Origin of the sequence: Pectobacterium sp. PL64 (assembly GCF_022477975.1) — a bacterium.
GTDB lineage: Bacteria > Pseudomonadota > Gammaproteobacteria > Enterobacterales > Enterobacteriaceae > Pectobacterium > Pectobacterium jejuense.
On the sequence record NZ_CP092070.1, the window covers coordinates 4,547,785 to 4,562,600 of the forward strand.

General features: G+C 54.1%; 12 protein-coding genes and 1 pseudogene. 12 read left to right on the forward strand and 1 reads right to left on the reverse strand.

The window, feature by feature from the left end; all coding sequences use genetic code 11:
* Positions 1-18: 18 nt before the first annotated feature.
* The gene (locus HP572_RS20485) at positions 19-915 is read right to left on the reverse strand and encodes a LysR substrate-binding domain-containing protein (RefSeq protein WP_240584179.1); all 897 of its coding nucleotides are present in this window, start codon (positions 913-915) and stop codon (positions 19-21) included.
* A gap of 142 nt (positions 916-1,057) precedes the next feature.
* Between HP572_RS20485 and HP572_RS20490 the strand changes: the two genes are divergently transcribed.
* The 12 genes and pseudogenes from HP572_RS20490 to HP572_RS20545 all read left to right on the forward strand — a co-directional run bounded on the left by HP572_RS20490 (position 1,058) and on the right by HP572_RS20545 (position 14,728).
* Positions 1,058-2,608, forward strand: coding sequence for an ABC transporter substrate-binding protein (locus HP572_RS20490; RefSeq protein WP_240584180.1), 1,551 nt, complete (start codon positions 1,058-1,060; stop codon positions 2,606-2,608).
* Positions 2,609-2,679: 71 nt separating this feature from the next.
* The gene (locus HP572_RS20495; RefSeq protein WP_240584181.1) at positions 2,680-3,564 is read left to right on the forward strand and encodes a dihydrodipicolinate synthase family protein; all 885 of its coding nucleotides are present in this window, start codon (positions 2,680-2,682) and stop codon (positions 3,562-3,564) included.
* 103 nt (positions 3,565-3,667) lie between these two features.
* Entirely contained in the window at positions 3,668-4,621 is a 954-nt protein-coding gene (locus HP572_RS20500) for a nucleoside hydrolase (RefSeq protein WP_240584182.1), read from the forward strand.
* Position 4,622: 1 nt separating this feature from the next.
* A pseudogene (locus HP572_RS20505) lies at positions 4,623-5,595 on the forward strand (nucleoside hydrolase).
* Positions 5,595-6,572, forward strand: a complete 978-nt coding sequence (locus tag HP572_RS20510) for an ABC transporter permease (protein ID WP_240584183.1) — start codon at positions 5,595-5,597, stop codon at positions 6,570-6,572. Before HP572_RS20505 ends, HP572_RS20510 begins: the two are co-directional and overlap by 1 nt.
* Positions 6,569-7,477 carry an ABC transporter permease gene (locus tag HP572_RS20515; protein ID WP_240584184.1) on the forward strand — a complete coding sequence of 303 codons (909 nt, stop codon included), beginning with the start codon at positions 6,569-6,571 and terminating at the stop codon, positions 7,475-7,477. The genes HP572_RS20510 and HP572_RS20515 overlap by 4 nt, the downstream gene beginning before the upstream one ends.
* A 39-nt stretch (positions 7,478-7,516) precedes the next feature.
* Positions 7,517-9,322: an ABC transporter ATP-binding protein gene (locus HP572_RS20520; RefSeq protein WP_240584185.1), complete on the forward strand. Its 1,806-nt coding sequence runs from the start codon at positions 7,517-7,519 to the stop codon at positions 9,320-9,322.
* Positions 9,323-9,706: 384 nt separating this feature from the next.
* Positions 9,707-10,405 (forward strand): D-galactonate utilization transcriptional regulator DgoR, encoded by a 699-nt coding sequence (dgoR, locus tag HP572_RS20525; RefSeq protein ID WP_005976717.1) that lies wholly within the window; start codon positions 9,707-9,709, stop codon positions 10,403-10,405.
* Complete coding sequence (locus tag HP572_RS20530) at positions 10,402-11,298, forward strand: 2-dehydro-3-deoxygalactonokinase (protein ID WP_240584186.1); 897 nt, start codon at positions 10,402-10,404, stop codon at positions 11,296-11,298. The genes dgoR and HP572_RS20530 overlap by 4 nt, the downstream gene beginning before the upstream one ends.
* Positions 11,282-11,899, forward strand: a complete 618-nt coding sequence (locus tag HP572_RS20535; RefSeq protein ID WP_240584187.1) for a 2-dehydro-3-deoxy-6-phosphogalactonate aldolase — start codon at positions 11,282-11,284, stop codon at positions 11,897-11,899. The genes HP572_RS20530 and HP572_RS20535 overlap by 17 nt, the downstream gene beginning before the upstream one ends.
* The gene (gene dgoD / locus HP572_RS20540; RefSeq protein WP_180787230.1) at positions 11,896-13,044 is read left to right on the forward strand and encodes a galactonate dehydratase; all 1,149 of its coding nucleotides are present in this window, start codon (positions 11,896-11,898) and stop codon (positions 13,042-13,044) included. The genes HP572_RS20535 and dgoD overlap by 4 nt, the downstream gene beginning before the upstream one ends.
* 394 nt (positions 13,045-13,438) lie before the next feature.
* Positions 13,439-14,728 (forward strand): MFS transporter, encoded by a 1,290-nt coding sequence (locus HP572_RS20545; protein ID WP_240584188.1) that lies wholly within the window; start codon positions 13,439-13,441, stop codon positions 14,726-14,728.
* The last annotated feature ends 88 nt before the right edge of the window (positions 14,729-14,816 follow it).

Here is a 14,816-nt window from a genome sequence, read left to right on the forward strand (position 1 = left end):
GTTTGGCATGTCCAAATATTATTTCAACGCCAAACTTTCCGCTATTTTTTCTTTCATAACCTGAGTGATGTGATTCACCACCTGGCTGCGGGGAATTTGCGGGGGATAAACCGCGCAATACGCCATTTTTATATCAGGATTGAAAGGCTTAACGATAACTGGCGAAGGGCTGTTCAGGGCGGTGATAAAATCTACCACGCCGATGCCGACGTTTCTTGAAGCCAGCACGCAGCAGTTAGCCATTGAGGTTTCGATGGGGTTATGCAGATAGATCTGTTCTTTTCTGGAGGAGATGTCGAGCTGCGCCCGCAGTGGTGTAGTTCTTCCCGGCAGAATAGCGCGCGTACCGGCCAGGTCGGCAAGAGTAACTTCATCCGCCGTGGCAAGCGGGTGATCCACCGCTAACACCGCGACAGCACTGGCGTCAGCTAGTGGTTCAGCTTCCAGCCCTTTGATGCCTGGCTGGCCAAAAATAAAGCCGACGTCGTAGTGATTTTCAGAAATTGAGCTCGTAATATGGCTGCTGCTTTCGATGTCTAAAAACAGGGAAAGATCGGGGTATTTCTTGAGTAAAGTGGGGAGAACCTGATCTGAACACAGAAACGAGAGCGCCTGAACGGCGGCGATGCGCAGCACGCTGCCCTTGGCGTGGCGAATTTCATCCGCAATCATCCCTATGTGATCCAACCCCAGATAAAGACGCTCGACCTCGCGATACAGCTTCATCGCCTCTGCGCGTGGGATCAGGCCGCGCCCGTCCCTATCGAACAGCTTAAGATTCAGTGCGTCTTCAAAGTCCTTAATCAGTCTGCTGACCGCAGGCTGGGTGATGTACATCATGTTGGCGGCAGCGGTGATGCCTCCGGTGAGGATGACTTTATGAAAGGCTTCAACCTGGCGGGGATTGATACGCATGCTCGTCACCTTAAAACATAACATTTGGTTATCAATTTAACACAAAATGCAATTTTTCATTATCCAATCTAGCGCATAGACTCACAATCATAAGATTTAATACACTTCATCAGTACTCAATCATGGAATAGAGGATTAGTGAATGAAGAAATCGACTCTGGCGTTATTGTTTACTGTTTTATTTTCATCTTCACCTTTGGTTTATAGCGCGGACCTGAATATCGGTTTGGCTTCCTCCACCACATCAATGGATCCGCAGTTTTATGTGAGTGGGGCGAATAGCGCAATGGCGCGCAATATTTTTGACGGTTTGGTTGTACAGGATGAAAAACAGCAGATTGCACCTGCCCTGGCAACCAGTTGGAAAGTGATTGACGACAAGACGTGGGAGTTTGTATTGCGTCCTGGCGTTAAGTTTCACGACGGCAGTGATTTTACGGCTAAAGATGTGATTGCCAGCATTAAACGTATTGCGCTGGCATCGAAAAATAGCCCTAGCTCTTACGCACCTTACGTCAGCGACATTGCTGAAGTAATAGAAGTGAATCCATTAACGGTGCGGATTAAGACAAAAGAGGCTTCGCCGCTGCTGCTGAATAATTTAAGTCGGATTTCGATTTTACCGGCCCGACTTGAGAACGTCCCGACGGAAACGTTGAATTCAGGAAAAGATGTGATTGGTACAGGGCCATTCAAATTTGTTTCCTGGGTGCCGGACGACCGGGTAGTCCTTGTTAGAAATGACGATTACTGGGGAGGAAAAGCAGAGTGGGACAACGTTACTGTCCGTGTATTTAAAAACAGTAGTGCACGTGTAGCAGCCGTATTATCCGGTGATGTGGACATGATTGAAAACGTTCCAACAGCCGACAGCAGTAATATTGAAAAAAATCAGCAGTTAAAAACGATTTCAACACCAGGGAATCGTGTTATTTACCTTCACATGGACCAGCAGCGAGAGGAATCACCGTTCGCCAAAGGTCCTGATGGTAAAAACCCATTACTAAAAAAAGAAGTACGCCAGGCGATGTCTTTAGCTATTAATCGTCAGGCAATCGTTGACCGTGTGATGGAGGGGCAGGCTGTTGTCGCCTCTCAGCTTGTACCGAAGGGGTACCCAGGCTATTCCGCGTCCATTCCTGCGCCGGTTTATAATCCGGAGAAAGCCAAACAGGAACTGGCGGCGGCGGGTTACCCCGACGGCTTCACGCTGACCTTCCACGCGTCGAACGATCGTTATCCTAATGATTCTAAAATTGCTCAGGCCATTGGCCAAATGTTCACACGTGCCGGTATCAAAACCGAGGTTGTTACGATGCCCGGCAGTGTGTACTTCTCACGTGCGTCCCGTCTCGAATTCAGTTTGATTATGGGCGGGGCCGCGATTGAAACCGGGGAAGCTTCTGGAGTGTTGGGGCCATTGTTAGAAACCTTTGGCCCCAATGCAGGACAGGGTAATCGTGGTCGCTATTCCAATCCTGTCTTTGATAAAACGCTGAACGAAGCACGTGTCACGCTGGATGAAACCAAACGTGATGCGCTGCTGGCTGAGGCGATGAACATTGGCATGAACGATCTGGGTGTCATTCCAGTGATGTTCCTGTCCAACACCTGGGCGATGAAAAAGCAGTATACCTACGTGGGCCGTTCCGATGCCTACACGCTGCCTTACTTCGTCCGTTCTGCCAAATAGTCACCTGTCATTTATGATTCAAATAAGGGGTGAGTATTCACCCCTTATCTATCCGTAACAAGGAGAGCGGAGTGAATACATTTAGTGGTGTTTTTCCCTATCTGGTGTCACCCGTCAGGCCCGATGGTCAGGTTGATAAGCCCGTTCTGGCGCAGCTCACTGAACATCTGATTCAATGCGGTGTACATGGCGTCGTGCCGTTAGGCAGCACCGGTGAATTTGCCTATCTCTCTGCGGCTCAGCGTCTGGATGTCGTTAAAACGGTGATCGAAACAACGGCGGGCCGTGTGCCGGTTATCGCCGGTGTTGCGTCGACAACGATTCAGGATGCCGTTGAGCAAACGAAACGCTACGTCGAACTGGGCGCGGATGGCATTCTTGCGGTACTGGAAGCCTATTTCCCCCTGAAAGACGAAGGCGTCGAACAGTATTTCCGCGCCATTGCCGAAGCCGCACAGGGCAAACCGGTGGTGCTCTACACCAATCCTCAGTTCCAGCGTTCCGATTTGAGTTTGCCCGTCATTGAACGCCTGAGTCATGTGAATAACATCCGCTATATCAAAGACGCCTCGACCAATACCGGGCGCTTGCTTTCCATTATCGAACGTACCCGTGGCCGAATGGACGTCTTCTCCGCGTCTGCCCATATTCCCGCCTGCGTCATGTTGATTGGCGGCGTGGGCTGGATGGCTGGCCCGGCGTGTATCGTTCCCAAACAGAGTATTGCTTTGTATGAAGCCGCCCGCACGGGTGACTGGAACAGAGCAATGGAGCTTCAGCGTCCGCTGTGGCGCATCAATGAAATCTTTGCCCGTTATTCCATTGCCGGCTGTATTAAAGCGGCGCTGCAATTGCAGGGATTTGCGGTAGGCGATCCGTTGCCGCCTCAGCAACCGCTGGATGAAAAGGCGCGTAAGGAGATCGCGGATGTTTTAGCATCCGTCGATTCCCTCTAGCGCAAAATACATTTTGTTATTTTTCACGCTGTAGAGGTGTGGGGTTTTCTGCACCTTGATGTTCGGCAGTACCTATTAAAAAGAGAAAAGGAATCATCGAAGGATGAGCGCGTTACCTATTATTATTGATTGTGATCCGGGGATAGATGACGCGATTGCGTTATTAAGTGCATTTGTGGCACCAGAGTTGGATATTCGCGGTATCTGCACGGTGTGCGGTAACCAGTCGCTGGACAAGACGGTGCATAATGCGCTGCAAATTGTTGAACTGGGTCAGCGTACGGATATTCCCGTTTTCGCCGGCTGCCATCGGCCGCTGTTGCGCGCCCCTATTCATGGCCAGTTTCACGGCGAAAGCGGACTGGGCCAGACGGTGCTGCCTGCGCCGCAAAAACAGGCCGACGCACAGCATGCCGTGAGTTTTATTATTGCGCAGTGTAAGCAGGCGATCGCTGACGGCACGCCGATCACGCTCTGTACGTTAGGGCCGTTAACCAACGTGGCGATGGCGCTGCGTATGGCACCCGAGATCGCCGACGGTATTGCACGCATTGTGATGATGGGCGGCGCGTACCGCGAAGCGGGCAACCGTAGCCTGACGTCTGAATTTAATATGATCGCCGACCCGCAGGCCGCCAAGGTGGTGTTTGACTCGTCGATTGCCATCGTCGCGCTACCGCTGGATGTTACGCATCAGGTGATTTTAACGCCGGAATTAGTGGCGCGTTTCATTGCGCTATCCGGACGCATCTCCGCGCCGCTGGGTGAAATGATGGCGTTTTGGGATCGCAATGACATCCGCCGCTATGGTTCACGCGGTGGCCCGCTACACGATCCACTGGTCATCGCCTGGGTCCTGGCACCGCACTGCTTCACAACCGAAAAAGCCAGCGTTTACATTGAGCAGGAAAGCGAGCTGTGCATGGGGCAGACCGTTGCCGACTGGTACGGAAAAACCGATCGTCAGCCGAATGTTGATGTGGTGACGGGGGTTGATGCCAAACAGGTTGTTGAGCTGTTTGCTGACCTATTGAGCCGCTACAGAGAGGGTGTCTGACATGGTTCGAGAACGCATTATTATTGATACCGATCCCGGTGTTGACGATGCGATAGCCATCTGGCTGGCATTGGCTTCGCCCGAGCTGGACGTACTCGGGATTACCGTGGTAGCCGGTAATGTGCCGCTGGCTGCGACGCTGCCGAACGCCTGCAACGTGGTGGGTGTAACGGGCAGAACCGATGTGCCGATTTTTGCGGGTGCCTCGCGTCCGCTCAATCCGCGATCAGGTTTTCGGTAAATACGCTCATATCGGCAAGTTTTCCTCCGACTGGGTGCCAGAAAGTACGCTGTCGCCGGAAGAGGAACACGCCGTCGATTTTCTGGTTCGGATGACGCGTCAGGCGGCGGCCGACAATAATCCAATCACCATTTGTTCACTCGGCCCGCTGACGAATCTGGCGTTGGCGCTGTGCTTCCATCCTGATGTCGCTCGCGGCATCAAACAGATTGTGTCCATGAGCTGCGCCTTTACCGCGATGGGGAATCGCGTGCCGTGGGCGGATTTTAACGTTTATGCCGATCCACATGCGGCGGAAATCGTTTTTTCTTCCGGTGTTCCGATTGTCATCATGCCGCTGGATGTAACCTTTCAGGCGCTGATTCAGACGGAACAGGTGGATGCCATCGCACGCAGCGGCGGTGCGCCGGGTAAGGCGATGGCCGCGCTGCTGCGTATGTTTGACCGTAGCGAAGTCGAGCGTTTTGGTCGTGAAGGTGGGCCGATTCATGATGCGACCGTCATTGCGTGGCTGTTGAAACCAGAGCTATTCAAGTCAAAACACATTCGCGTCGGGGTAGAAGTTGCGGGCAAGACGGCGGGTTACGTGTTTGCCGATTTTTATAACAAGCTGGGTGAGCCAGCGAATGCGCTGGTCATGCGGGAAATCGACGAACAAGGGTTCCTCGGGCTGATTGCCGATCGCCTGCGTCGCTATGATGTTGACGCAATCAATGGATCTGAGGAGCGCTGATGATCGCCTACCTGCTGAGCCGAATCGGACAAACGCTGCTGACGCTGGCTGTGATGTCGGTGCTGGTGTTTGTGGGTGTTTATCTGGTCGGTAATCCGGTCGATATGCTATTGAGTGCGACGGCTACGCCAGCGGAACGGCTGGCGGTGATTCAGTCCTTTGGTCTGGATAAGCCCGTCTGGGAACAGTACGGGCTGTTTGTCTGGAACGCCTTGCAGGGCGACATGGGCAACTCGTTTATCTTTAACCAACCCGCGCTGACGCTGATTTTTCAGCGCATGCCCGCCACGCTCGAGCTGGCGATGGTGGCGTTCGTGATGGCGCTGGTTGTCGGTATTCCGCTGGGGATTTACGCTGGCCTGAAGCCGGACAGCTCGGTGTCCAAATCCATCATGACCTTTTCCATCCTCGGCTTTAGCCTGCCCACGTTCTGGATCGGGCTGGTGATGATTATGCTGTTCAGCGTGAAGCTCGGTTGGCTGCCGTCCTCTGGCCGGGGCGATACTCACGATCTCTTCGGTATTCCCTTCAGTTTTCTGACCCGCGATGGTCTCGAACACCTGCTTTTGCCTGCGTTTAACCTCGCGCTGTTTAAAATCTCGCTGGTTATCCGCCTGATGCGTGCGGGCGTGATGGAGTGTCTGCAACAGGATTATGTGCAGTTTGCCCGTGCGAAAGGGCTGTCAGAAACCCGCATCGTGCTGGTTCATGTGCTGCGCAACACGCTGATTCCACTGATTACCGTGCTGGGGCTGGAACTGGGATCGCTGATCGCATTCGCCGTCGTCACGGAAACCATTTATGCCTGGCCGGGCATGGGCAAGCTGATTATCGACTCGATCGCCGTGCTCGACCGTCCGGTCATCCTGGCTTATCTGATGATTACCGTCGTGATGTTCAGCGTGATTAACCTGCTGGTCGATTTGCTGTATGTGTTGGTCGATCCGCGCGTGCGGCTGGGAGGAGACAAGGGATGACGGGAAATACGATACACCAGCCCGCGGCCGTGCAAAAAACGGCTCATCCGGTGATGCGCGTCATGATGGCGCTGATCAACGATAGGCTGGCGCTGTGCGGGCTGATCATGCTGGCGATTTTCGTGCTGCTGGCGCTGCTTGCCCCGCTTCTGTCGCCGCAAAATCCCTACGATCTGATGCAGCTCGACATCATGGATGGCCGACTTGCGCCAGGTTCGCAGAGCATGGCGGGCATGACGTACTGGCTGGGGACGGACGATCAAGGGCGCGACCTGTTCAGCGCCATTCTGTACGGCACCCGTATCAGCCTGATGGTGGGCTTCTCCAGTGCGGCGTTTGCGCTGCTGATTGGAGCCTCGCTGGGGCTGATTAGTGCCTACGTCGGCGGAAAAACGGATGCCACGATCATGCGCATCGTCGATATCCAGCTCAGCTTCCCGCCTATCCTGATTGCGTTGATCCTGCTGGCGGTGCTGGGACAAGGGGTCGACAAGATCATCATGGCGCTGGTGGTAACGCAGTGGGCTTACTACGCGCGCACGATTCGCGGTTCGGCGCTGGTGGAACGTCGCCGCAGCTACGTGGACGCGGCGCGCAGCATGGCGCTGTCCAACCGCCGCATTCTGTTTCGTCATATTTTACCGAACTGTCTGGCACCGCTGATCGTGGTGGCGACGATGCGCATTGCCTACGCCATCATGCTGGAAGCCACGCTTTCGTTTTTGGGGATCGGGCTGCCTGTGACGGAACCGTCACTGGGGCTGCTGATCTCAAACGGTTTTGAATACCTGATGTCGGGCGACTACTGGATCAGCTTCTTTCCGGGGCTGACGCTGCTGCTGCTGATTGTGGCGATCAATCTGGTCGGGGATGCGCTGCGCGACATCCTCAACCCGCGGAATTAATCTGTGGGAACGCCCATAGGAATAAGGGGTAACGAGCACATGACAGCGCCGATTATGTCCGTTTCGCATCTGACCACTGCCTTTCAGGTGAACGGCGAGTGGATGAACGTGGTGCGGGATTTATCTTTCACGATTGGTGAGAAAGAGACGGTCGCCGTGGTGGGGGAATCCGGTTCAGGGAAAAGTGTGATGGCGAAATCCATCATGCGCCTGCTGCCACCCGGCCAAAGCCGGGTTGAGGGTCAGATTCATTTCGGCGACACCGAGCTGTTATCGCTCCCCAATAAAGCGATGCAGGACGTGCGCGGGAACCGCATCGGCATGATTTTCCAGGAGCCGATGACCAGCCTGAATCCGGTCTTGCCGATTGGCTACCAAATTACGGAAGTACTGCGTCGCCATCGCGGCATGGGTAAAGCCGAAGCGCGTGCCGAAGCGGTGCGCCTGCTGGAAAAAGTCCGCATTCCGGCGGCTAAATCACGGCTGAACGAATATCCGCAGAGCTTCTCTGGTGGGATGCGTCAGCGCGTGGTGATTGCGATTGCGCTAGCCTGCCATCCGAAGCTGCTGATTGCCGACGAACCGACGACGGCGCTGGACGTCACGATTCAGGCGCAAATTCTGACGCTGATAAAAACCCTTCAGGAAGAAGAAGGGATGTCGGTGCTGTTTATCACCCACGACATGGGCGTGGTGGCGGAAGTGTCCGACCGCACGCTGGTGATGTATCAGGGCGAGATGGTGGAAAACGCCGTCACGCGGGAGATCTTCCATCACCCGCAGCAGCCCTATACCCGCATGCTGCTGTCTGCGGTGCCTAAATTAGGTTCGATGTCCGGCAGCGAGTGGCCGCAACGCTTTCCGCTGGTGGATCTCAAAACGGGCGAGCGCCAGCCGGTGCCGGAGGCGGTGAATACCGTGTCCGGCGAGGAACCGGTGCTGACGGTAAAAAATCTGGTTACTCGATTTGATATCCGATCAGGTTTTTTCCGTCGGCTGTCCGGGCGGGTTCACGCGGTGGAGAATGTCTCGTTCGATCTCTGGCCGGGAGAAACGCTCGCGCTGGTCGGGGAATCGGGCTGCGGTAAATCCACTACCGGTCGGTCGATTATTCGTCTCAACGACGCCGTCAGCGGTGACATTCAACTGCTGGGAAAAAATATCCTGACGGCGGATAAGCGTGAGCTGACGGATTCGCGGCGGCAGATTCAGATGGTATTTCAGGATCCGTATGAAAGCCTGAATCCGCGCATGCGGATAGGGGAAGCTATTGCTGAGCCGATGCTGCTGCACGGTCTGGCGACCCGACAGAATGTGAATGCGCGAGTGAGCGAACTGCTGGAACAGGTGGGATTATCCGGCGATATGGCATCGCGTTTCCCGCATCAGTTCTCCGGCGGGCAGCGCCAGCGCGTTTGTATTGCGCGCGCGCTGGCGTTGGAGCCGAAAGTGATTATTGCCGATGAATCGGTGTCGGCGCTGGATGTGTCCGTCAAGGCGCAGGTGATCAACCTGATGCTGGATCTCCAGCAGAAGCTGGGGCTGTCATTCCTGTTTATCTCGCACGATATGGCAGTGGTCGAACGAATCAGCCACCGTGTGGCGGTGATGTATCTCGGCGAAATTGTGGAGATCGGGCCACGTTCGGCGATCTTCGACAATCCGCAGCATGACTACACCCGACGTTTGATTTCTGCGGTGCCTGTGCCGGATCCAGACACCCGTCCGGTGCGTAATATCACCAATGATGAATTGCGCAGCCCGGTACGCGCCCCTGATTTCCACCCTCCCGCACGCCGCTATAAGCAAGTCGGAGAGGGGCATTTCGTTCTGGAACAGGCGTAGCTCCACCCTTACCTGAATTTGCCATTAATGGCGGTTCTTTTGCATGCGCATTGCGTATGGCCTGAACCGCCATTCTTTTTCTTCTTATCTCTTCTTTCTCTTTCTTTCCCTATCACCGCTGCTGGCGTGCTGTCGTCGCCTTCCAGCTTCGCTCGACCCAATCCTTCTGGATGTTGAAATCTGGTAGCGCCGGATGTTGCCAAATTGTATTGATTGTCCGTTTTGTGATCCAGATTGTAGTACAACATATATAAATGGTACTACAATCAAGCCAAGAAAAGAGAGAAGGATGCGGTTATTGTGCAACAGTTCGACGACGTCAGGCGGCATGGCGGGTAAAGTAAGTGCAGTGATATCAATCCGTTTTGTCTCGTTGAGGTGATGATGAATAAGCAGGAATTAAGCAAAACCGACCGCATCATTCTGGATATTGGCCAACAGATCGTTGGCGGGAAATACGCGCCGGGCACGCCGTTACCCGCAGAAGCCGAGCTGTGTGAAGAATTTCAGACCTCGCGCAACATCATTCGCGAAGTGTTCAGAGCGCTGATGGCGAAAAGGCTGGTGGAAGTGAAACGGTATCGCGGCGCGTTTGTGGCCGCGCGTAACCAGTGGAATTACCTGGATACCGATGTTCTGCAATGGGTTCTGGCAAGCGACTACGACCCGCGTCTGATCAGCGCGATGAGCGAGGTGCGTAATCTGGTGGAGCCGACGATTGCCCGCTGGGCTGCCGAACGGGCGACTTCAAGCGAGCTGGCAGTGATTGAAGCGGCGCTGAACGACATGATTTCTAACCATCAGAATCGTGACGCATTTAATGAAGCGGATATTCGCTTCCATGAGGCGGTATTGGCGGCGGTGCATAACCCAGTGCTACAGCAGTTGAGCGTCGCGATCAGTTCGTTGCAGCGTGCGGTGTTTGAACGCACCTATATGCCGGACGAAGACAACATGCCACGGACATTGCGTGAGCATCAGGATCTCTACGATGCCATTCGGCATCAGGATATTGAAGCAGCAGAGCGGGCGGCGTTGACCATGATCGCCAGCTCGACCAAACGGTTAAAGGACATTACATGAGTGAAAGCTATATCGCCATTGACTGGGGTTCGACCAATCTGCGGGCGTGGCTGTATCTGGACGGCGTCTGTATCGACAGCGTGAAATCTGAAGCGGGCGTCACGCGTTTGAACGGTCAGACGCCGCAGCAGGTTTTTCAGCAGATCGTTGCGCCGTGGCAGCAGCACAACGTGCCTGTCGTGATGGCGGGCATGATTGGCAGCAATGCGGGCTGGCTTTCCGTGCCGTATCTGCCATGCCCGACTCGCCTGACCGATGTCGCCCACCGCCTGACGCGTGTGGAAGAAGCCCAGCCGCTGGCCGCCTGGATTGTGCCGGGGTTGAGTATTGCGCAGGACGATAACTGCAATGTGATTCGCGGTGAAGAAACCCAGCTGATTGGCGCGTATAGCGAATGTCCTTCCTCTCTTTATTTGATGCCGGGAACCCACTCGAAATGGGTGCGGGCCGATGACAGCAACGTGCTGGATTTCCGCACGGTGATGACTGGTGAACTGCACCACCTGCTGATGACGCAGTCGTTAATTTGCGTGGGGCTGACCGAACAGCAGCCGTCCCCCGATGCTTTCCAGCAAGGGCTGGCGCTGGGCTTTGCCGACGACAACATCATCCGTTGCCTGTTTGAAACCCGCGCGGCGCATGTGCTGGGGCGTCTGGAGAAAAGTGCCGTGAGCGACTGGCTGTCCGGGCTGCTGATTGGCAACGAAGTCTCACAAATGCAGCGCCACTATCAGGTGGCGGCGGGAGACAGCATCACACTCATCGGCTCCCCTGCGCTGACCGCGCGCTACGAAAAAGCATTACAACAAGCTGGATTGCGCTGGCAGCAGCTGGATGGCGATCGGGCTTTTCAGGCAGGAATAAGGAGCATTGTTAATGAGCTGGAATACTAATCTTCCCTTGATTGCGATTCTGCGCGGTATTACGCCGGATGAGGTGTTGGAGCATGTCGCGGCGCTGCTGGATGCCGGATTCGATGCGGTAGAGATCCCGCTGAATTCGCCAAACCCGTATGAAAGTATTCAACTGGCGGTAGAGCATTTTGGCGATCGCGCCCTGATTGGCGCAGGTACGGTACTAAAAGCCGACTATGTCGACAAGTTGCAGGACATTGGCAGCAAGTTAGTCGTTACGCCTAACATTTCCCCCGAGGTGATTCGCCGGGCGGTGGGTTACGGCATGACGGTGTGCCCAGGTTGTGCCACCGCGACGGAAGCCTTCACGGCACTGGATGCGGGCGCACAATCGCTGAAAATTTTCCCGTCATCCGCGTTTGGGCCGGACTACATCAAGGCGCTGAAAGCGGTATTGCCAAAAGACGTTCCCGTCTTTGCCGTCGGTGGCGTTACGCCAGAAAACCTGAAGGATTACCTCAGCGCGGGCTGCGTCGGTGCCGGATTAGGCAGCGATCTGTATCGAGCCGGTCAGTCGGTTGACGTCACCGCGCAAAAAGCACATGCATTTGTTAACGCCTATAAGGACGCTGTTCAATGAAAATTACCAAAATCACCACGTACCGGCTGCCGCCACGCTGGATGTTCCTGAAGATTGAAACCGATGAAGGCATTGTCGGCTGGGGCGAGCCAGTTATTGAAGGCCGTGCACGTACGGTTGAAGCTGCCGTTCACGAACTGTCTGACTATCTGATCGGGCAAGACCCGGCACGCATCAACGACATCTGGCAGGTGCTTTACCGCGCGGGCTTCTACCGCGGCGGCCCGATTCTGATGAGCGCCATCGCCGGTATCGACCAGGCATTGTGGGACATCAAAGGCAAGGCGCTGGGTGTACCGGTTTATCAGCTACTGGGCGGACTGGTGCGCGATAAGATCAAAGCGTACAGCTGGGTGGGAGGCGATCGTCCTTCCGAAGTGATCGCAGGCATCAAGAAGCTGACCGACATTGGCTTCGATACCTTCAAGCTGAACGGCTGTGAAGAGATGGGCATCATTGATAACTCGCGCAAAGTGGATGCGGCGGTGGCCGTGGTCGCGGAAATCCGCGAAGCCTTTGGCAACAGCATCGAATTCGGTCTGGATTTCCACGGTCGTGTGGATGCACCGATGGCGAAAATCCTGATCAAAGAGCTGGAGCCGTACCGTCCGCTGTTTATTGAAGAACCCGTGCTGGCTGAACAGGCGGAATACTATCCTCGTCTGGCGGCGCAAACCCACCTGCCGATTGCTGCGGGCGAGCGTATGTTCTCACGCTTTGATTTCAAACGCGTGCTGGCAGATGGCGGACTGGCTATTATTCAGCCTGACCTGTCTCACGCAGGCGGTATTACCGAGTGCTTTAAAATTGCCGCCATGGCGGAAGCCTATGATGTCGCGCTGGCACCACACTGCCCATTAGGCCCAATTGCACTGGCTTCCTGTTTGCATCTCGACTTTGTGGCACGTAATGCCGTATTCCAAGAGCAAAGTATGGGCATCCATTATAATAAAGGTGCCGAGCTGTTGGATTATGTTATCAATAAAGAAGACTTTGCCATGACCGACGGCCATTTCTATCCGCTGAATAAGCCTGGCCTCGGTGTGGAAATTAATGAAGAACTGGTTATTGAACGTAGTAAAAATGCGCCAGACTGGCGTAACCCGGTGTGGCGTTATCCTGACGGTGCCGTCGCCGAGTGGTAATACCCGTCATTCGCGTTGGCTTTCCTGCAACTCGAATTATTTAGGGTATAACAAATACAATAGGTTAGGTGTTGAATAACAAGTAATACATAACGCATTTCCCCGGCGCGACGGAATATAACACGCATGGATTATCACGAAATACATTATTTCGTGAGGGATTACTGTTTTATTTTATTAGCGTCGGGGAAAGTAATCTTCCATTTATCATGAGTAAGCCACCACCGGGATTTTAAAAATAAAACGCCATGTTCAATAAAGGAATGTATTGACTGTGTGCGGTTATTTATTTCATTAGAAAAAATAAAGCATACCAACTGCTGGTGTTGTTGATCGTTCAAAAATAGCGGGCAATAAGTATTAACGTCCGTTTAATAAATAACAGGAAAATAAGATGGATATGACATTAACTACCCGTCCTACAAAACGGCGTTATTTCACCTTGCTGATGATTTTTATTACGGTCGTCATCTGCTATGTGGATCGCGCCAACCTGGCTGTGGCGTCGGCGCATATTCAGGAAGAGTTCGGCATTACAAAAACACAAATGGGCTATATCTTTTCCGCGTTTGCCTGGACCTATACGTTATGCCAAATACCCGGCGGCTGGTTCCTTGACCGCGTCGGTTCAAAGGTCACCTATTTTATCGCCATCATGGGATGGTCGATTGCCACGTTGCTGCAAGGTTTTGCCACCGGTCTGGCATCGTTGATTGGTTTGCGTGCGGTGACCGGGCTGTTTGAAGCGCCTGCGTTTCCGACGAACAACCGTATGGTGACCAGCTGGTTCCCTGAGCAGGAACGTGCTTCTGCTGTTGGATTCTATACGTCAGGACAGTTCGTTGGTCTGGCATTCCTTACGCCATTGCTCATCTGGTTGCAGGAAATCCTGAGCTGGCACTGGGTGTTCATCGTCACCGGCGGCGTCGGTATTGTCTGGGCAATTATCTGGCACTTTGTTTATCAGTCACCGAAGAAAAGCAAAGGGATCAATCAGGCTGAGCTGGATTACATTGCCGAAGGCGGCGGTATCATCGATGGTGATGCGCCGACTGAGAAAAAGGCGCGTACGCCGTTAACGGCAGCCGACTGGAAACTGGTGTTTAACCGCAAGCTGGTCGGCGTGTATATCGGGCAGTTTGCCGTGACCTCTACGCTGTGGTTCTTCCTGACGTGGTTCCCGAACTACCTGACGCAGGAAAAACAGATTAGCGCACTGACGGCAGGCTTTATGACAACGGTGCCTTTCCTGGCGGCGTTCGTTGGCGTGCTGTTGTCTGGGTTTGTGGCGGACCGTCTGGTGCGTAGTGGAAAATCGATCGGTTTGGCGCGTAAAACGCCGATTATCTGTGGCCTGTTGATTTCAACCTGCATCATGGGGGCGAACTACACCAACGATCCGGTATGGATTATGGTGTTGATGGCGCTGGCGTTCTTTGGCAATGGCTTTGCCTCCATCACGTGGTCGCTGGTGTCGTCGCTGGCGCCGATTCGTCTGATTGGTCTGACGGGCGGGGTGTTTAACTTTATCGGCGGTCTGGGCGGTATCACGGTGCCATTGATCATTGGCTATCTGGCTCAGGATTACGGGTTTGCTCCGGCACTGACCTACATTGCTGGCGTAGCGCTGGTTGGCGCACTGTCTTACATCTTACTGGTGGGCGAAGTGAAGCGTGTAGGCTAACGCTCGTCACCCGTGTGCAGTAGGGTTCTGGAAAAACCATAAAAAACGGACTTTCCTCTTAGGTGAGGAAAGTCAGTTTGATTTTTTG

Coding starts and splice junctions, on each gene's coding strand:
- HP572_RS20500 (WP_240584182.1), top strand. CDS start 3,668: ATGAGCGCGTTACCTATTATTATTGATTGTGATCCGGGGATAGATGAC.
- HP572_RS20490 (WP_240584180.1), top strand. CDS start 1,058: ATGAAGAAATCGACTCTGGCGTTATTGTTTACTGTTTTATTTTCATCT.
- HP572_RS20520 (WP_240584185.1), top strand. CDS start 7,517: ATGACAGCGCCGATTATGTCCGTTTCGCATCTGACCACTGCCTTTCAG.
- dgoD (WP_180787230.1), top strand. CDS start 11,896: ATGAAAATTACCAAAATCACCACGTACCGGCTGCCGCCACGCTGGATG.
- HP572_RS20510 (WP_240584183.1), top strand. CDS start 5,595: ATGATCGCCTACCTGCTGAGCCGAATCGGACAAACGCTGCTGACGCTG.
- HP572_RS20535 (WP_240584187.1), top strand. CDS start 11,282: ATGAGCTGGAATACTAATCTTCCCTTGATTGCGATTCTGCGCGGTATT.
- HP572_RS20485 (WP_240584179.1), bottom strand. CDS start 915: ATGCGTATCAATCCCCGCCAGGTTGAAGCCTTTCATAAAGTCATCCTC.
- HP572_RS20545 (WP_240584188.1), top strand. CDS start 13,439: ATGGATATGACATTAACTACCCGTCCTACAAAACGGCGTTATTTCACC.
- dgoR (WP_005976717.1), top strand. CDS start 9,707: ATGAATAAGCAGGAATTAAGCAAAACCGACCGCATCATTCTGGATATT.
- HP572_RS20530 (WP_240584186.1), top strand. CDS start 10,402: ATGAGTGAAAGCTATATCGCCATTGACTGGGGTTCGACCAATCTGCGG.
- HP572_RS20515 (WP_240584184.1), top strand. CDS start 6,569: ATGACGGGAAATACGATACACCAGCCCGCGGCCGTGCAAAAAACGGCT.